Genomic DNA, 18,122 nt, shown 5'->3' with positions numbered 1-18,122 from the left:
ATCGAATGCCGGTGAACGCTTTCAATAATGGGAGTCGGGCCAGCTTCAGCCGCCAACTCAAGGTGGGAATCAAGGGGCTGGTGGCGCACTCCAGTATTGCCCTGAACATCCTCAACCTGGTGGCGGGTGGGTTTCCCAAGGTGTTCATGTATCACCGCTTTGCGCCGTCAGGCGTGAGGCGGTACCGCTGTCTGAGCGCCGATGAATTCGGATGGCAGCTGGATCGGATTGCGGATCGTTTCACCGTAATTACGCTTGGAGAGTGTCTCGACCATTTTGCCCGCCATGGGGAGTGGCCCACCAACACTGTGATCCTGACAATCGATGACGGCTATCGGGACTTCTATACCTGTGCGTACCCGGAACTCGTGAAACGCGGCCTGAGAGCCACGTTCTTCGTTACGGTCAATTTTGTCGACAGGAAATGCTGGCTCTGGCCCGACCGCATCGAGTATGCCCTCTGGAGATCGCATTTGAAAGAACTGCCAGTGGAAATGAACGGCAAAGCCCACGTGTTCAGGCTGGATGACGACCGTCACCGTGCGGCTGCGTGGCAGATGCTAAGCGACCACTGCATAACCCTTGACGACGAGATGAAGCATCGCTTCATCGACGGCGTTATCTCGTCGCTGGCAGTGGAGCTGCCGAAGACCCCCCCCCACGAATACGGCGCCGTGAGTTGGGGGGAACTGCGGGATATGCATTCCTACGGGATTGAAATCGGCTCCCATACGCTGAATCATCCGATTCTGTCCAAAATCCCGCAGGTGAGGCTGCACGATGAGATCGGAAGTGCGCGTGACATCATCCAAGGGCGTATCCAGGCGGAGGTCAAAACCTTCTGCTATCCGAACAGCAGGCCGGGTGACGTCACGGTCGGCGTGATAGAAGCCGTCAAATGTCATGGCTATCGCGGAGCGGTCTTTGGAACCGACCTCACCGCCTGGGATCCGTATCTGGTACCCCGGATGGGGGGCGATGGCAGCCGGAGCGACTTTCTGTGGAAGTTGTATGGCGGTGAAGCCCTGAGCCTTCGGCGAGGAGAACGGCGATGAATGGTAAGCCTCTCGTTAGCGTTGTCATACCCACGTACAATCGCAAGACCCTTGTCGCTCGGGCTATAAAGAGCGTGCTTGACCAGACTTACGACCGGCTAGAACTGCTCGTAATTGATGATGGCTCCACAGACGGTACGGGCGACAGTCTCGAAGCGCTCCGGAGTGATCCGAGATTTCGCTATACCTTCCAGACAAACCAAGGACAGAGCGCAGCACGAAACCGCGGGATCAGTCAGGCAAAGGGAGACTTCATCGCCTTTCTCGACTCGGACAACTACTGGCAGGTTGACAAGCTTGAAACTCAGATAGCCTTCTGGGAAGAGAATGAAGAAAGCGACATTCTGTACAGTGAAATCATTCCGGTTGACGAAGCCGGTACCCGCATAACGAAGAAAGATGTGGGCCGTCTGTCGGGGGTTATCCTCAGCGAGTTGTTGCGAACCAATTTTATTACCAACAATACGGTTCTGGTGCGGAAGAAGTGCTTTGAAGAAATGGGGGGGTTCGACGAACGGCTGAGATACGCCGAGGACTATGATCTCTGGTTGCGCTTCGCGACGCGATACCGGTTTCTTTATCATCCCCGCGAAGTTACCTGGTACTGCTATGAAGGCGACCGCCTCTCCGCCCAGGAAGAGAACGTTCTTGATGCCAATTACCGTATTCTGACTCAGTTTTTTCGCAGATTTCCGACGGCCGTTACGGAAAGGGCACGGAAACAGGCGTGGAGCAGATTCTATCTCTGGAGGTCGGAAACGAGTTGGAGCCGTGGCAAGCATCCACAGCTAGCAGGCGTTATTAAAAGTATTTTTTATGATCCAGTCAATCATAGGGCATGGGCTTTATTTGCAAGGCAACTTATTAGTAAAATTGTTATGAAATTAAAGTAAACAATTAATATAAGTGAGAAATTCATGTTAAAGAAACTAATAATAAATTCAAGTTCAAATATCTTAACAATGGTCGTTAAGGTAGTATGTTCTTTTATAATGACACCTGTAATAGTAAAAGCATTGGGTAATTATGATTACGGTTTATGGGAAATAGTATTTGCATTAGTTGGATATATGGGACTGCTAGACATAGGAATGAGGCCTGCAGTAGTTAGGTATGTAGCAAAATATGAAGCAGTTGGTGACAAAAAATCAATTAATGAATTGTTCAGCACTGCTATTACATTTAGCCTGCTAATCGGAATATTTGGGTGTTTGATTTTAGTTGTGTGGGGAGTGATAAACCCAAATATATTGTCAGAAAATAATAAAGAAAGTGTTAAATATTTGTATTTTTTAGTAATAATAGGATGTCAATTGTTTGTTCAGTTTCCAGGGTTGATCGCAGAATGTGTACATGCAGGATACCAAAGATATAATTTGTATAACAATATTACTATAATTAATACTTTAATAGGAAATAGCATAGTCTATGTGTTGTTAAAAAATGGTCATGGCTTAGTAACATTAGCGTTAGGAAATGCCATAGGTGTAACTGTTAAATACTTAATATATTTAATACTGCTTTTAACTGATAAATATGGAGGAATTAGATGGAAAGCAAGATATATATCAATTCCAATGTTAAAAAAATTGTTGAATTTTGGTGGAAAATCATTTGTGACTGCATTGTCAACAACAGCAATATCTAATTCCAGTAGTTTGATAATAGGAATATATTGTAACCCAGCAATGATACCATTTTATTCGATACCAAAGCGCTTGATAAGCTATTTAAACGATATGTCTAATACAATTACAAATGTGTTTATGCCAACATTTAGTCAATTGTATGCACTACGAGATGTTAATGCTATGAGAAGAATGTATTTGGCATCCACAAAATATATAATTGGGGTCACATACCCATTAATAATTGGGATAAGTATTTTAGGAAATCCTTTTCTTAAAATTTGGATGGGACAAGTATACGCTGAAAAAAGTCAAAAGGTGTTGATTTTGTTGGCTATAGGTAATATTTTTTATCTTATGAATCCATTGTTAAGTCAGTTGCTGACCGGAATAAATAAGATACGTTTTTTAATAATTACAAGAGGTGTGACAGCTGTAATGGTTATAGTACTAAGTTTAATATTTGTTAGAAATTTTTCCTATGAAGGAGTTGCTTCTGCTTTTTTGATAACATCTGTTTCAGTTAAACCAGTAGAAATATGGTACACTAGCAAAGTGTTAAAAGTAACAATTATTGAATATACTAAAACAATATATTTACCAATGTTATTGCCAAATTTTGTTTTGTTTTTATATTTAAAAACTATAGTTAACTCATATAAAATAACGTGTTATGCAGATATTGCATATATAGTGAGTTGTGGGATATGTGTGTATGCTTTACTATTTATTTTCTTTTCTTTTAATAAAGATGAAAAAAATTATTTGCGTTATAAGCTGGATAAGGCCATGGCTAGATAGGGATACATATGGGATACCAAATATTTTTAATATATGTCGTGAGTTATTTTTTGCACCTAACCTCACGAATTCCAAGTTTGGGACAAATCAGATTTGATATGTTGTTAATGATGATATTGGTTTTTTTTGCATTGTCACAACAAAATAATTCTAAAATAATAGATGAACAAAAAACATTAAACAATATATTAATAATGTTTTCTGTATATTGTGTGTTGACAATACCATTGGTAAGATGGCCTGGATCTGTGTTGAAGAATGGTTTTGAATTGTTTGTAAAGGTAGCGCTATTTTATTTATTTGTGGTTATATTTGTAAATACAGAAAAGAAATTAAAGTTATTTGTGCTTATATTTGTATTTTGTCAAATATACAGAGGAATTGAACCTGTGTATCTATATATGACCGAAGGATATTTGCCAGAGAAAGCTTATAGTGGGAGTAGTGGAAATGTTCTTATGCGACTCGCAGGTGCTCCGCATGATGTCGTCAGCGCCAACCCATATGCATGGGTTATTGTTGGAACAATACCATTTATTTATTATCTTGGTTTGAAAAGTAATAATTTGTTAAAAATTTGTTCGCTTTCGATTTTGCCATTGCTTTCTTATGGATTGATATTAAGCGGATCTAGGACAGGATTAATAATCTTATTGATAGTAATATTGACTATTGCGGTACTTAGTTCTCATAAAAAAAGAGGGCTTTTAATCGCAATTTTCACTATTATATTTTTTGGATACATATTATCTGGTTATTTAACAACTGGGTTGTCCCAACGATATCTTTCAATTATAGATAACAACGCTATTGGTGCTGATACTGTCAATGGAAGAATAAATGGATTGGAAAAAACTTTTAGTACAGTATTTAATGTGAATGGAATATTCGGATACGGCATAGGAACAAGCAAGGAAGTTAATGCAAATTATATAGGTAGAAGACAGCTAACCCACAATATGTATGTAGAAGCTTTGCAAGAAGTAGGAATTGTAGGATTTATAATATTTATGTTGTATATAATAACTATAGTTAAGTATTTACTGACATCAATAAAGTGCTGCGATAAGGGAACTTTTTTGCATAGATTAAATTTAGCTATATTGACATGGGTAATTATGGACTTGGTATACAGTTTGTCATGTTTTGGTCTATCTAGCTGGGAGTGGTATCTTTATGGCGGTATGGCAGCTGTGTGTAGATTGTTAAGTTCGAGTGAATATGGTGTAAGTGAAGAGCAAGCCTTTAGTAAGGAACAAACTTATGTTAGATAATGAGGTTTTGTTAAGTATTATTGTTACAGTATACAATAGAGAGTGTTTTCTGAATAGATGTTTGGATAGTATCTTGATGCAGTTTAATGACAATGTTGAAGGCGTAGAGGTTATTGTTGTTGATGATGGTAGTACTGATAATAGTAAAGAGATAATAAAACAATATGAATATAAATTTTCTAAAAATATTACAACATTGTTTAAGAATAATGGCGGAGTGTCTGATGCTAGAAATTATGGATTAAATATTGCGAACGGTAAATATGTATGGTTTATTGATAGTGATGATTATATAACCAAAAACTGTGTACATAATATATTGAGTATGCTCGACCATAGTAATGTCGATTACTTTTATTTTAATGCTAATATTGTAAATTCAGATGGAGATATTATTGGTAGATTTGAACATGGTATGAAAGCAAGTAGTTGTCAAGTATTCGAGTTTAGCTACTCGGATATTAAACGTAACTTCTCTAAGCATATGGTTTGGTTGAGAATTTATAAGCGCAGCTTTATTGGACAACTTAGGTTTCCTGTTGGTGTTACTCATGAAGATATATATTTTGACTTGATGTTGCTTGGACTAAAACCGCATATTCATTATATTGATGACTATTATTATTATCACTATTTCGATAACCCAATTTCAATAACAAATACAATGAATGTAGAAAAATTTAGACATGTGTTAAAGATATATAGCTATATTATTGAAGAGTTTGAGTCCAACGTAAAATTAAACAATAATTTAACAGATTGTAAGTTAATAGCTTTAGATGGAATATTTAATAGAATGTTATATTTAACAACTGTAAAACATCAAACAGTTGAAGAAAGAATTATATTTAACGAATATGCACGAAATATTATTAATATATATAATACATTAGGCGTATATAACACTCCACAACTTTTTGGAGTTAATAAGTATGTGTATGTGCTTATATGTAATAATTTTATCAAAATAGCATATTTTATAATTAAAATGACAAATTTTATTAAAAATATTATAGAGCGTAAAAAATAGCAGTTTATATTTAATAATTATAGGGTTGAGTATGTTAATAACGGTAATAATGCCATGTTATAATAGAGAACGATATCTTGCTCTAGCTATCAATAGTGTCCTGTGTCAGACCTGGCCGATGGTCGAACTGATTGTGGTCGATGATGGATGCACCGACGGTTCCCGTTCGATTCTGGAGTCATACGGTTCACGCATCAGGCTTCTTGAACACCCCGGCAGGGTTAACCGTGGGCAGTCCGCCGCCATAAATCTTGGCCTCCGCCACGCGACGGGCGAATACATCGCCATTCTGGACAGTGATGACTTGTTTGCGCCGGAAAAGATTGAAAAGCAGATGCGATTTCTGGAGTGCCATCAGGATGTCGGCCTAGTTTACAGCAATGGGAAAGCCATCGATGCCGATGGCAAGGAACTGTATTTCATCTACAAGAGGGATCATCAACCCCCGTCAGGTCCCGCCGATGTCTTGGAAAACTGCTGCGTTAATTTGCCGTCCAACGCGCTCGTCAGGCGTGCCGTGTTCGAGAGAGCAGGTTTCTTTGACGAACATTTGCGAACGGCACAGGACCACGATATGGTCATCCGCATAACCGAAGTTGCGACGGTCGGTTATCTTGACGAGGTGCTCTGGTTCTACAGGCGCCATGACGCCAGTATCAGCAGTACAAAGGCGTTGGAGCGCTGGCAGAACGGCTTCCGGATTCTCGATGCGGCCCGTCGCCGTTACCCCTATCCGGCAAGGACGCTCAAGCGGAGATTGGCAGTTCTGAACTTTCGCCTCGGGCAATGTTATCTCGAACAGCGTGCATACTTCCGGGCCGTTTATCATTTCATCCGGGCGGGCATGCTTGATCCATCACGGTCGGCACGAGTAATTCGAGGGCGTGAAGCGGTATCGGGACCCCATTAGCACTTCGAGGGCGTGAAGCGGTATCGGGACCCCATTAGCACTTTCAGGGACAGAGAGTATGTGTGGAATAGCAGGCATTACATACAGCAATTCCGGGCGTCCGGTTGATGCCGCGCTGGTGGAGCGGATGTGCGAGGTTATCCATCACCGGGGCCCGGACGAATGGGGGATGTGGTGTGACGGGTCTGTCGGCATCGGGATGAAGCGTCTGCGGATTATCGATCTTGCGGGCGGCAGCCAGCCCATGTCCAACGAACGCAGGACTGTCTGGATCGTTTTCAATGGTGAAATCTACAACTATCTCGAACTGCGGAGCGATCTCGAGAAGCGGGGTTATCGATTCCGCACCAGCTCCGATACCGAATCGATTCTGTATGCCTATGAAGAATTCGGTGAAGAGTGCGTCCAGCATCTGCGGGGGATGTTCGCGTTCGCCATTTGGGATTGTGCCCAGAGAAAATTGTTTCTGGCGCGGGACAGGGTAGGGAAGAAACCGCTTCATTATCTTGCCGACAGTGACAAGCTCATATTCGGCTCAGAGATCAAGTCGATCCTCCAGCATCCTGAGGTGACGGCCGAAGTCCACCGCCCCGGCATTGTAAATTATCTCGCCTATGGCTACTCGCCCGATCCCGATACGCTGTTCAAGGGGATAGAAAAGCTCCCCCCCGGTCATACCCTCACGTGGCACAACGGCACAATCTCTCTCCGGCGGTACTGGCAGCTTCGGTTTCAGCCGGATTTCAGCAAGTCGGAGGAGGACTTTCTTCGGGAAACCGAAGAGTTGCTGTCGGAAGCGATCAAGATCCGACTGATGAGTGAGGTGCCCCTCGGTGCATTTCTGAGCGGTGGCATCGATTCAAGTCTGGTCGTGGCGATGATGGCACGACAGATGGCGGAACCGGTCAAAACGTTTTCCATCGGCTTTGATGAGCAAAAGTACAACGAACTTCCGTATGCGCGTCTGGTGGCGCAACGGTACGGCACCGACCACCATGAGGAGATTGTCCGGCCTGATGCGGAAGAGGTCATTCCGCGACTGATCGAGCTCTTCGATGAACCGTTTGCGGACTCCTCAGCCATTCCGACCTATTACGTGTCGCGGCTTGCCCGGCGCCATGTGACCGTCATCCTGTCAGGGGACGGCGGCGACGAGATCTTTGGCGGCTACGACCGCTATCTCGACAGTACGCTGAGCGGATACACGGATCATATCCCGGCTTTTGCCCGACGCATGGTCCTCGGCAATCTCCCGCGCCTGCTCCCGGAATGGTTCCCCGGTATCAACACGTTGCGCTATCTCTCCCTGGATGCCGACGAGCGCTATATCTACAAGGGGAGCAAAGGAATTTCCTGGCTGCATGGGCAGGTTTTCAGCCGGGATTTAAGAGAGGAAGCCGCCGGCGGCGACCCTTCATCTGCGGTCCAGGCATATCTGAAAGAGGCTTCAGCCTGTGATTCCGTAACCCGGCGTCAATACATCGATACCATGACGTATCTGCCCGGAGACATTCTCACCAAGGTTGACCGTACCAGCATGCTCGTGTCGCTGGAGGCGCGGGCGCCGCTGCTCGACCACCGCCTGGTCGAATACGCGGCCACCATTCCGTCGCACTTCAAGATAAACGGAAGGACGACCAAGTATCTGCTGAAAAAGCTGGCCCGAAAGTTCTTGCCGGAAGAGCTCATCGACCGCCCCAAGATGGGGTTCGCCATGCCGGTTGCCACATGGATCAACCGGGATTGGCGCGAGATGAGTCACGAGCTTGTTTTGGGAGAGCGGGCGCTGAAAAGGGGCAACTTCAACGGTGACTATTTGAAGCGCGTGGTAAACGAGCATCGCCAGGGAAGACGAGATCATAGCTATATCATCTGGACATTGATGGTATTGGAAATGTGGTACAGGAAATTTATCGATGCCTGACAATACTACCTACAATATGAGCACCGACAAACGGGTGAACAAAAAAAAGATATTGATAGTTGTTCGCTGGCCGGTCGGTGGAATCAGAAACTTTTTAAATTACTTGCTGAGAAATTTCGATGTTAATAATTGGCAATTTACTATTATAGCTCCAGAACTAGATGAAATGAAGGTTTTGCTTAAGGATTTGAATGATATAGATCTGATATACTGTGGGACAGAAAAAAAACCAAATCAGACAAAATTTTTTATTAAAATTGCAAAATTGATACTATCAAATAATTATGACATAGTCCATTCGCAAGGATTTACTGCAGCAATAAGTGCTGCATTTCCAGCATACGTAAAATCATTGCCACATGTTATTACGTTGCACGATATAACTAATAATAAACAGTTTGTAGGAAAAAAGGGCATTATTTCAAAAATGATTGCTAATGCAACGTTATTCTCAGCAAGCAAGATACATTCAGTAAGTGCAGATGCTCATAATAACCTTTTAGAGCATTTCCCCAAGCTAAAGAAAAGCATGAGCAAATGTGTGATCATACCTAATGGTATTGATGTTAAAAGATTTACCAAATCAGATCGAAGAGATTTTAGCGAAGAGCTCGATTTGGGAGAGGATTCTTATTTTATAGGATTCTTTGGGAGGTTCATGTCTCCCAAGGGGTTCGCGTATTTGGTCGATGCCATGGAGATACTCCACCGCCATGGTGGCCTGAATAAGATTCCGGTAGTGCTCGCATTTGGTGGTGGTGGGTATATTCGAGAAGAAACGGAAGTAATAATGCGGAAAGGTCTAAGCGATTATTTCCGTTTTATGCCGTTCACTCCCGATATTTCTGCTGCAATCAATGGTGTGGATGTGGTGGTAATGCCTTCACTTTGGGAAGCGTGTCCTCTTGTCGCAATGGAAACATTGGTCTGCGGGGTACCGCTCATTGGAACCAACTGCCTTGGGTTGAGAGAGGTGCTGGATGGCACACCGGCAAAAATGGTGGATATGGCTAATGCAAGTGCTTTGGCTCAGGCAATAAAGGAAGAAATTATTACCAATACTAAGCATTTATCAGAATCATATGTGCCAGAGGCAGTGAGCAGGTTTGATATGGTTAAGATGTACAACAATATTTATAAATTATACCAGGAAGTGATGATACGTTGAAGTTTTCGATAGTAATATTATATTTCAATAGAAGTGACAACTTAAACAATTTGCTGAAGCATTTGGGCCGTATTAGCGCACATGACGTTGAAATTATTGTAGTTGATAATAATTCTGAAGTAGATTTGCAAGTCAGGATAACTTCAGATTATGGCAATGTTAAGTACTTGAGATTGGATAATAATGCTGGTGCGGTCGGACGCAATCGCGGAATTGCGATGGCAAGTGGAGAGATTGTGATATGTCTTGATGACGATATTTTGGGCATATCAGATGAAGACTTGACCGTGTTAGAGCGGGAATTTTGTAGAAATAATCTTGCAGGTGTATGTTTTAAAGTAATTGATCCTTATAGCAATGAAATAATGAACTGGTGTCATCATTATGATAAAATGAAGTACTCAGATATCAGTTTTAATACCAACGAAATATCTGAAGGAGCAGTTGCAATTCGCAAATCAGTATTGAATGAAGTTGGTTTATACCCTGAAAGTTTTTTTATCAGTCACGAAGGTCCAGATCTCGCCTGCAGAGTTATTAATAAAGGTTACAGTATTATTTATTCGCCAAATATAGTAGTAAAACATTTCCATTCAGATATAGGAAGGGCAACATGGAGAAGATATTACTATGACACTCGAAACGTTGTCTGGTTAAGTGTGCGTAATTATCCTTTTTGGTATGGACTGAAGAAAATTTTTTTGGGCGTATTGCCAATGCTCATATATTCAATTAGAGACGGATATGTTAAGTATTGGGTCAAAGGTGTAGTTGACGCGATACTAGGACTGGGATCCGCCATAAGGGAGCGTAACGTTCTTACAAGCAGTGCTTTAAAAGCAATAAAGGATATAGAAAAGAATAGAATTAATTTTTTTGAATTGGTTAAAGTTAGATTATTTAGAAAAAATATTAAGATATGAAATAGTTATAGTTAGCGGAGCTATGCTCAATGAGTTTTCGTGTTTATCATATGATAATTGGGTATTGTCTGTACGCTTGTACTGTGCAGGCTGCCACTGTTCCTGAAGTTTATTCGGTATCAGGAAAATTAGATAATGGAAATGTCGTAAAGGTAAAGGGAAGCAACTTCGGGATGTCAGGGCCTCGAATTGCAATTTTTGACGAATTCAACAGAAATGATGGTAGCGGCACAATAATTCCGTTGGATGCGCCCATCATCGGTAAGTGGTCAGGCTATGGCAACGAAAATAGGCCAACTTATTCCGAATATTTCCACAGCCCTCCCTCCTCAATGCAGGTGGTAAATAAGCGCGGCATGCAGCAGTTCAGATTGAATTTTGCACCCACCACCGAAATATTTGTCTCTTATTGGGTGAAGATTCCGGCGGGATATGTGTTCCCGGGAGAAAAGGAACCGTTTAAAATTCCCTATGCCTCCAGTTGGAAAATGTCCTGGCTGATGAATGGAGATCAGGGGTACAAGGGAAGAAATGACGTCTGTCTGCCAACATGGATGGACGGTTACCACTGGGGCCTCACGGGCAATTCTGGCGCTTTCCCGACGGTTCATGTCGGTGGGCGCAGGGGTGGGCAATGGTTCGAGTTCGACAAATGGATCAGGATCTCTGCCTGGTTAAAAGCTGGGGGAGACCCACTTGAGGATAAGGGAACTATATACTTTCAGGCATTGGTCGAAACAGTCGGTATGCATGAGTATTCCGTTAACAAATTTCCGTTATTGAGAAAAAACACTCGAATTTTTGATGAGTCTCCCCATTGGGATCGCATAAATTTCCCGGGCTGGCTTAGAATCGATTCCGACAAGACGCTGGTGGTTTATGACGACATCTATGTCGCAACCGACGACGGCGCGGCCGCGAGAGTGGAGATCGGGGATGCTCAAGAGTACACAGAATGCAAGAATCTCGCGTTGCAGATTCCTCAAAAATGGAGCAACGATTCTATATCCGCACAGGTGCACCTCGGCTCTTTTGCCCGTGGGCGACGTTTATTTTTATATATTTTTGATTCCAATGGCAACCACAACGCCAAAGGGTTTGCTATAGAAAACTAAGTAGTTGTTTTGCGATATAGATGTTTTAATATGTGTACGTAATTTACCCGTTTCCTGGAATAGGCAAAAACTGAAAACAGGATGCAATAGCTTACCATTGACAAAGTCCCAGGTTCTGGGACTGGGGCGGTTTTGTCATAAAAATCAAACTTGGCATCTCCCAAATAATTGAAATCATATCCAGAATCAAAGTAACAATCTATCAGTATATTGGTCGGTAAATAGTTCTGATTGGTTAACAGGTTCCATGCCTGACCTGAGGGCCATGCTCTGCCGGTCCAATTAGTGTGGTAACCAGTAAGCTGGTCCACGGTTTGATTGCCCCAGCATTCCCAGTATTCCCAATACCCACTCCAGTTGAAGGATGTTATGTCGTAAGGGTGTGATCTGTATCCAGGGTCGAAGGTCAGACTGTTTTGCATCGCGATTGATGTCGAAAATTTGTTGTCATACGATTTTATGCTGACCTCCCATATCGTATTGGTTAGATACAGATAATAACCAGTTGGATCGTTTAGTTGATATAATAACTTGAAGCTGGCACTGCCTTTGACAGGAATTCCCAAAACATTGCCTGTAAAATTTTTTTCGGTGTATGTCGGGAGTGGCAAAGCATATGATGACTCGATAGCTGCCACAGATAACGTTAGAAGTATTGCAGAGATGACAGATAACAGTATGCTGTGCATAACCCACCTCCTCAAACAATAATCAACATTTGCAAACTGTGCATGAACTGTTCCCTGTAATTTTTCTTGCAATTTCAAATGTTATTGTAAGTGCCAGGGTTGATGTTGTTAAATAATCCGACAAAGTGTTAATAATTTTGTTATCCAAGGTAACAAAAAACCCCGCTCTAAAAGGCGGGGTTTTTTGTTGATGAGGGAGAGGTGCCAATTATTTGCTGCTGATAACTCTCAGGTTTTGGGGAGGAGAAAACACCGTTGAAGTTGATTGCCCACTGAGTGAGACAGGGAACCCTACTGTGTTATGGACGTTATTTGCGTCAAATACATAGACATATGCTTGGGCATTTGCCACGAATGAGCCAGTGTGAACTTCTGCAGATATTGAACCATCACTCCAGCTTTTAGGGAGGAGTAAAGCCAGATTTTTGCAGCTTGCATAATCCGGGGCGTCGCCAATTTCCACCCGAGCCACAGCGCCCGGTCCGGTGGCAACATATATGTCATCATAGACTGGACGTAAGTTAACATTGGTTGCAGTTGTACCGCCGTACCAGCCAGGGAAGTTTATCCGCGTCCATTGGGCGATCCCATTACTTCCGCCATTGAACAATACAGCATTGCCTGTGTACTCTTTCAGTCTATTCCCTTCAGTAAGTGCTTGAAACCAAATTGAGCCAGGGTCGACAGTAGGAATAGCTCCTCCTTTGAGCCAAACAGAGAGACGCATCCAACCGTTGAAAGTGAACCAATCGTCGGTATCCCTACGACCAACTGGAAAGTTCAATGGTGTATTATTTCCCATTAACCGCCAATAGGTATTGTCAGGGTATGTTGGCAGACAAATATCATCACCAGTACCGCCACTTTGATAACCGGTTGGTCCATCCATTATCCATGCAAGTTTCCAGTAACTAGCCCCACTGGCTGGATAACTCCCTATAACTGTAGATCCAGGAAAAGTTGAACCTTGAGGTAGACTAATCCAGTATGATATAAATGCTTCTGTAGTAGAATTCACATTTTTTTGGAGTTGCTGCATTCTGTCGTTAGCAAATGTTCTCATTGAGAATGGAGGACTATGAAAATTAGTATCGTAAGTAGGTTGATATGTACCATAGGAGGACCACGATCCCGCATCGGATGCCGTTAGCGATACAACATCACCGGCCTTGCTGGTGGAGTTGCCCGAGAACTCGTCAAAGAGGTCAATATTGGGACCGGTGCTGCCAAATCCACTCCCCGTGATTTGGACGATGCCGCCAGTGGCCAAGGACCCGGTGACGGTGCCGATATTGGGCGCCGCGTAAACGTTGCTTACGCTGAGCAGTGTTGAAATTGCGAGCAGTGTTGCTGATTTTTTGGAAAACATGATGTACTCCCTTACTTTTTTCTGTGACTCAGTGAGCGAGGTGACGACTACCAGCTGACGAGTCCAACGGCGTACCTCAACACCAGAATCACATCAGATATATCCACCTTCCCATCCCCAACCGGTTTGCCGGTCGAGTCCAGCGGTGCGACATCGCCGTACGTTGCCATGTCCGTAGTCAGCGGAGCACCCGAGGTTACCTGCTTGAGAAGCATGATCGCGTCGGCGACATTGACCACTCCGTCGTTATTCACATCACCCTTTTTTCTTGCGATCTTCACGTTGCTCACGGTGACGGAAGCCGATTGTGAACTAACGTTGCCTGCCGCATCATAGGCTTTGACCATGACCGCGCTGGTGCCGTTGACTTCTTTCGTGGTGTCCCAGGTGTAGGTGTACGGCGAGGCGATGGCGGACGCCCTGAGGGCGCCATTGATGTAGAACTCGACTTTGCTGACCCCGACGTTGTCGGTTGCCGTGGCCGTTACCTTCACGGAGCCGGTGACCGTTGAGCTGCTTGCGGGTGCCGTGATGGCAACGGTCGGAGCGATGGTGTCGTTGAAGACCGTGATCTGCACCGCCGTGGATTGAGCCGAGTTTCCGGCGGCATCGTATGCCATGGCTGTCAAGGTATGGGCACCGTTGGTTGCACTGGCGGTATTCCAGGTGAAGGTGTAGGGCGCGCTAGTGTCGGTGCCTTGAAGTGCGCCATCAACGAAGAATGAAACCGAGCTTACTCCAACGTTGTCCGTGGCGTTCACCGTGGCGGTGACGGTGCCTCCCACCGTGCTCCCGGCAACTGGTGAGGCGACGGAGACGGTCGGCGGGGTAGTGTCGTTGAATACCGTAATCGATACCGAGGCCGAGGTGCCGACGTTGCCGGCGGCATCATATGCTTTTGCGATCAGGGTATGTGCACCGTTCGTCAGGGACGTGGTGGCATAGCTGATGGTATAGGGCGATGCCGAGTCACTGCCGACCAGGGTGTTGTCAATGTAGAATTCAACCTTGCTGACGCCGACATTGTCCGTTGCGTTGGCCGTCAGATTTACCGTGCCGGTTACGGTGGCACTTGCCGCTGGTGCGGTAACGGAAACGGTGGGTGGGATAGTTTCGGGGGCAATGACCTCGTTTGAATAGGGGCTTTCTTTCCCCGCCGTGTCAACTGCCGTTACGGCAAAGTAGTGAGTCTTGCTGGAATCGAGGCCAGTGATGGCAGTCGAAGTGATTTTCCCGACACTGATGGGAGATGCCCCCTGTACCGCTCCCGTGCCGAGAAGGGGAGCCGTTGCGGAGTCGGCCTGGTAGTAAATTTTGTAGCCGGTGACATTGGGGTTGGTGCTTGTGTCCCAGGCAAGGGAGACGTCCTTGGCGTAACAGGCAGTCGACGATCCCAGGGCCAAGATCCCGAGGATTACGAAAGTTTGCAGCGATCTGGTTTTCATTGTTTACACCTCTGAACGCCCCGTGAGCGGAAGCAGGATCCACAGGGGGTAATTACGGAGAATTTGCGCATTCGGCCAAAAAAAAAGAAACAGTCCGCCGCAATCCGAATGGACTGCAGGAGGAAGCTGTTTCTCGCCAACCCGGCTATCCTGATCATATTCCTAGGATGAATGACAGGACCCGTGGCTTTGTGCCCCCAGGTTACCCTGGGTTTACCTCTTCGGAAACAAGGCTTTTTTTATTTAACTTATCCGCCTATTGCTCAAAGTTGTGTGTGATATGGGTCACAAAAATGTCCGTTTCTCTAATTAGTTTTTTAAGGTGCTGTTAACGCGTGCCTTTTGGTCGGGTCCCGACAGGCGTCCGTCGCTCGTTCTCAGGACGCAAAAAAGCCGGGGCCGTTAATCCAATTAAGGGATATTTCGGCGACCCGGCTGTCTCGGTGAGACCCTGTAGGCTTTCCGTCCCATCCTCGCGGATGGTTTAGTATTATCGTCTATCACCTTTCGGTAATCTGACTATGTCGGTTGGTAGGTATATGGAATTCATAGATATATGTCAAGATTTTTTTCCCAGACACAAATACGACGAAGGATTGCGAGAGTGAATAGTGAGAGTGTGTTGGTGAAGGAATTTTCTCAGAACTTGAAAAAATTTTGCATGTGATACTGACAATACCAGCACTTGTATTAAAATTACTTGCAAACAATTCGCCAATTGATCGGATCCTTATGTGCGGCATTGCGGGCGTCTATGATATGTCCTCAGGGACCCCACCATCGGTGGAAATTCTGGTGCGGATGATCTCTGTCCTCGGCCACCGGGGACCGGACGCAACCGGCCTGTATCTCGACGATCAGGTGGGTCTTGGCCATGCGCGTCTCAGCATCATCGGGATCAAGGGGGGAGACCAGCCCCTCTGCAATGAAGATGGAACACTCTGGATTACCTATAATGGAGAAATTTTTAATTATCTGGAGCTCAGGCAGGAGCTTCTTGAGAATAATCATCGTTTTGCCACCGATACCGATACCGAGGTGCTGCTCCATCTGTATGAGGAGATGGGGCCGGCGCTCCTGGAGAGGATAAACGGCCAGTTTTCCTTTGCCATCTGGGACACGGTTAAGCAGGAACTGTTCATTGCCCGCGATCGCGTCGGAATTCGGCCGCTCTACTACACCCGCACCGGTACTTCGCTCCTGTTTGCTTCCGAAATCAAAGCGCTTTTCATTGACCCCGCAGTTCCCCGCAGGATCGACCCCGTCGCGCTCAGCCAGGTTTTCACGCTCTGGTCGACGCTTGCGCCCCGCACCATCTTCACAGGTGTCCTAGAGTTGCCGGCCGGTCATTATATGGTAGTCAGGGACGACGCTGTCACGATGAGACGCTATTGGCACGTGCCTCTTGCCAAGTGTGATGCGCTGCCCGCGATGTCGCACGGGGAGGCCCTCGAAGAGTTGCGCGGGCTTCTGACCGATGCCGTGAAGATCAGGTTGCGAGCCGATGTCCCCGTCGGCGCCTATCTGAGCGGCGGCCTCGATTCGTCGATCCTGACGTCACTGGTCGTGCGCAATTTTAACAATGCGCTGAAGACTTTTTCCATAGGCTTTCAGGAGCGCCCCTACGATGAAAGCCAGTACCAGTCTGAACTTGCGTCGTATCTGGGGGCGGGACACCGAAAGCTCGCCGTATCCAATGATGCGATACGTGTCTGTTTTCCCGATGTCATCTACCACTGCGAAACGCCATTGCTGCGAACCTCACCTGCACCGTTGCTGCTGCTGGCGGGGCTGGTGAGAAGCGAGGGGTTCAAGGTCGTTCTCACGGGCGAGGGGGCCGACGAGATCTTCGGCGGGTACAACATCTTCAAGGAAGCCAAGGTCCGGGGGTTCTGGGGGCGCCAACCGGGTTCCCGGCTGCGGCCGCGACTGCTGGAGCGCCTCTATCCCTACATCTTCACCAATCCGACTCGCGGGAGGGCGTTTTTGCAGCAGTTTTTTGCCGTCAGGCCCGAGGATCTGGGCGATCCGTTTTTCTCTCACCGAATCCGGTGGGAGAACGGGCGCCGGAATCTACTGTTTTTTTCCGATGATTTCCGTGCCGCGGGCGAGGGGCATGATCCGTGCGAAGAGCTGGTCAAGCGGCTTCCCGAGACCTTTTTCAGGACCGATCTCCTCGGTCGGGCGCAATACCTGGAAATGGAGGTATTCCTGGCCAACTACCTCCTGTCGTCCCAGGGGGACCGGGTGGGGATGGCGCACTCAATAGAACAGCGTCACCCGTTTCTGGACTATCGGCTCGTCGAGTTTGCCTTTGCTCTTCCCTCCCACTGGAAAATCAGCGGACTGAACGAAAAGGCGATCCTGAAGCGGGCGTTCGGTACCATCATCCCGCCACAGATTGCTCAGCGTCCGAAACAGCCGTATCGGGCGCCGATCCGGGAGGTCTTCTTCGCCGGTGGAGCCAGGGACGACTACGTCGCGGATCTGCTGTCGGAACATTCGATACGGAAACACGGCTACTTCAATCCCGAGCGGGTGGGGCATCTCGTTACGAAGTTCAGACGGGGAGGGGATGTCATCCCCAATGAATGGCAGAACATGGCACTGGTGGGAATCCTCTCCACGCAGCTTCTCCACGACCGGTTCATCGCAGGTGCTCGCGGAGATGCGCGCTCCCCGAGGCGCCCCGACCGTTTCATCTGCCGTCAAAGCTAGGGAGGTGTGGCACCGTCAGCGGATAAACGGGCCGGTATTACGAACAGGAATCAACCCATCGCGATACGAGTCA

At 45.9% G+C, this 18,122-nt stretch carries 14 protein-coding genes and 2 riboswitches; of the genes, 11 read left to right on the top strand and 3 right to left on the bottom strand.

Features of this window, described 5'->3' with window-relative positions:
* The first annotated feature begins 5 nt into the window (after positions 1-5).
* The 10 genes from GPICK_RS09035 (at position 6) to GPICK_RS17350 (ending at position 11,828) form a co-directional block, all read left to right on the top strand.
* Complete coding sequence (locus GPICK_RS09035) at positions 6-1,055, top strand: polysaccharide deacetylase family protein (RefSeq protein WP_039742418.1); 1,050 nt, start codon at positions 6-8, stop codon at positions 1,053-1,055.
* Positions 1,052-1,948 carry a glycosyltransferase family 2 protein gene (locus tag GPICK_RS09030; protein ID WP_039742415.1) on the top strand — a complete coding sequence of 299 codons (897 nt, stop codon included), beginning with the start codon at positions 1,052-1,054 and terminating at the stop codon, positions 1,946-1,948. Before GPICK_RS09035 ends, GPICK_RS09030 begins: the two co-directional genes overlap by 4 nt.
* A gap of 24 nt (positions 1,949-1,972) precedes the next feature.
* Entirely contained in the window at positions 1,973-3,484 is a 1,512-nt protein-coding gene (locus tag GPICK_RS17030) for an oligosaccharide flippase family protein (protein ID WP_084201395.1), read from the top strand.
* A 107-nt stretch (positions 3,485-3,591) separates the two neighbouring features.
* The gene (locus tag GPICK_RS17025; protein WP_236685516.1) at positions 3,592-4,758 is read left to right on the top strand and encodes an O-antigen ligase family protein; all 1,167 of its coding nucleotides are present in this window, start codon (positions 3,592-3,594) and stop codon (positions 4,756-4,758) included.
* Complete coding sequence (locus GPICK_RS17020) at positions 4,748-5,788, top strand: glycosyltransferase (RefSeq protein WP_084201393.1); 1,041 nt, start codon at positions 4,748-4,750, stop codon at positions 5,786-5,788. The genes GPICK_RS17025 and GPICK_RS17020 overlap by 11 nt, the downstream gene beginning before the upstream one ends.
* A gap of 31 nt (positions 5,789-5,819) precedes the next feature.
* Positions 5,820-6,698, top strand: coding sequence for a glycosyltransferase (locus GPICK_RS09025; protein ID WP_039742411.1), 879 nt, complete (start codon positions 5,820-5,822; stop codon positions 6,696-6,698).
* A 58-nt stretch (positions 6,699-6,756) separates the two neighbouring features.
* Positions 6,757-8,622 (top strand): asparagine synthase (glutamine-hydrolyzing), encoded by a 1,866-nt coding sequence (gene asnB / locus GPICK_RS09020; RefSeq protein WP_039742409.1) that lies wholly within the window; start codon positions 6,757-6,759, stop codon positions 8,620-8,622.
* A gap of 16 nt (positions 8,623-8,638) precedes the next feature.
* Positions 8,639-9,790, top strand: a complete 1,152-nt coding sequence (locus GPICK_RS17015) for a glycosyltransferase family 4 protein (protein ID WP_236685514.1) — start codon at positions 8,639-8,641, stop codon at positions 9,788-9,790.
* Complete coding sequence (locus tag GPICK_RS17010) at positions 9,787-10,713, top strand: glycosyltransferase family 2 protein (RefSeq protein ID WP_158414167.1); 927 nt, start codon at positions 9,787-9,789, stop codon at positions 10,711-10,713. Before GPICK_RS17015 ends, GPICK_RS17010 begins: the two co-directional genes overlap by 4 nt.
* A gap of 29 nt (positions 10,714-10,742) precedes the next feature.
* The gene (locus GPICK_RS17350; protein WP_144400075.1) at positions 10,743-11,828 is read left to right on the top strand and encodes a hypothetical protein; all 1,086 of its coding nucleotides are present in this window, start codon (positions 10,743-10,745) and stop codon (positions 11,826-11,828) included.
* Here the strand turns inward: GPICK_RS17350 and GPICK_RS17345 are convergent.
* The 3 genes from GPICK_RS17345 to GPICK_RS09000 form a co-directional block, all read right to left on the bottom strand.
* Positions 11,825-12,517: a hypothetical protein gene (locus GPICK_RS17345; RefSeq protein WP_144400074.1), complete on the bottom strand. Its 693-nt coding sequence runs from the start codon at positions 12,515-12,517 to the stop codon at positions 11,825-11,827. The two genes, GPICK_RS17350 and GPICK_RS17345, sit on opposite strands and share 4 nt — an antisense overlap.
* A 208-nt stretch (positions 12,518-12,725) precedes the next feature.
* On the bottom strand, positions 12,726-13,886 hold the full coding sequence (locus GPICK_RS17340; RefSeq protein WP_144400073.1) for a hypothetical protein: 1,161 nt from the start codon (positions 13,884-13,886) through the stop codon (positions 12,726-12,728).
* Positions 13,887-13,933: 47 nt separating this feature from the next.
* Positions 13,934-15,331 (bottom strand): Ig-like domain-containing protein, encoded by a 1,398-nt coding sequence (locus GPICK_RS09000; protein WP_052263371.1) that lies wholly within the window; start codon positions 15,329-15,331, stop codon positions 13,934-13,936.
* Between the two features lie 132 nt (positions 15,332-15,463).
* A riboswitch (cyclic di-GMP riboswitch) is annotated at positions 15,464-15,559 on the bottom strand.
* Between the two features lie 194 nt (positions 15,560-15,753).
* Positions 15,754-15,830: riboswitch (cyclic di-GMP riboswitch) on the bottom strand.
* 233 nt (positions 15,831-16,063) lie between these two features.
* Between GPICK_RS09000 and asnB (GPICK_RS08995) the strand changes: the two genes are divergently transcribed.
* Positions 16,064-18,049: an asparagine synthase (glutamine-hydrolyzing) gene (asnB, locus tag GPICK_RS08995; RefSeq protein ID WP_052263370.1), complete on the top strand. Its 1,986-nt coding sequence runs from the start codon at positions 16,064-16,066 to the stop codon at positions 18,047-18,049.
* The last annotated feature ends 73 nt before the right edge of the window (positions 18,050-18,122 follow it).

This window comes from Geobacter pickeringii, from assembly GCF_000817955.1.
Lineage (GTDB): Bacteria > Desulfobacterota > Desulfuromonadia > Geobacterales > Geobacteraceae > Geobacter > Geobacter pickeringii.
The sequence above is the reverse complement of the archived record's forward strand: the minus strand, read 5'-3'. Positions and strand labels throughout refer to the sequence as shown.

What these genes read in the sequence shown, in the direction of transcription:
- GPICK_RS09035 (WP_039742418.1), top strand. Translation starts at nt 6, where the DNA reads ATGCCGGTGAACGCTTTCAATAATGGGAGTCGGGCCAGCTTCAGCCGC.
- GPICK_RS09030 (WP_039742415.1), top strand. Translation starts at nt 1,052, where the DNA reads ATGAATGGTAAGCCTCTCGTTAGCGTTGTCATACCCACGTACAATCGC.
- GPICK_RS17030 (WP_084201395.1), top strand. Translation starts at nt 1,973, where the DNA reads ATGTTAAAGAAACTAATAATAAATTCAAGTTCAAATATCTTAACAATG.
- GPICK_RS17025 (WP_236685516.1), top strand. Translation starts at nt 3,592, where the DNA reads ATGATGATATTGGTTTTTTTTGCATTGTCACAACAAAATAATTCTAAA.
- GPICK_RS17020 (WP_084201393.1), top strand. Translation starts at nt 4,748, where the DNA reads ATGTTAGATAATGAGGTTTTGTTAAGTATTATTGTTACAGTATACAAT.
- GPICK_RS09025 (WP_039742411.1), top strand. Translation starts at nt 5,820, where the DNA reads ATGTTAATAACGGTAATAATGCCATGTTATAATAGAGAACGATATCTT.
- asnB (WP_039742409.1), top strand. Translation starts at nt 6,757, where the DNA reads ATGTGTGGAATAGCAGGCATTACATACAGCAATTCCGGGCGTCCGGTT.
- GPICK_RS17015 (WP_236685514.1), top strand. Translation starts at nt 8,639, where the DNA reads ATGAGCACCGACAAACGGGTGAACAAAAAAAAGATATTGATAGTTGTT.
- GPICK_RS17350 (WP_144400075.1), top strand. Translation starts at nt 10,743, where the DNA reads ATGAGTTTTCGTGTTTATCATATGATAATTGGGTATTGTCTGTACGCT.
- GPICK_RS17345 (WP_144400074.1), bottom strand. Translation starts at nt 12,517, where the DNA reads ATGCACAGCATACTGTTATCTGTCATCTCTGCAATACTTCTAACGTTA.
- GPICK_RS17340 (WP_144400073.1), bottom strand. Translation starts at nt 13,886, where the DNA reads ATGTTTTCCAAAAAATCAGCAACACTGCTCGCAATTTCAACACTGCTC.
- GPICK_RS09000 (WP_052263371.1), bottom strand. Translation starts at nt 15,331, where the DNA reads ATGAAAACCAGATCGCTGCAAACTTTCGTAATCCTCGGGATCTTGGCC.
- asnB (WP_052263370.1), top strand. Translation starts at nt 16,064, where the DNA reads ATGTGCGGCATTGCGGGCGTCTATGATATGTCCTCAGGGACCCCACCA.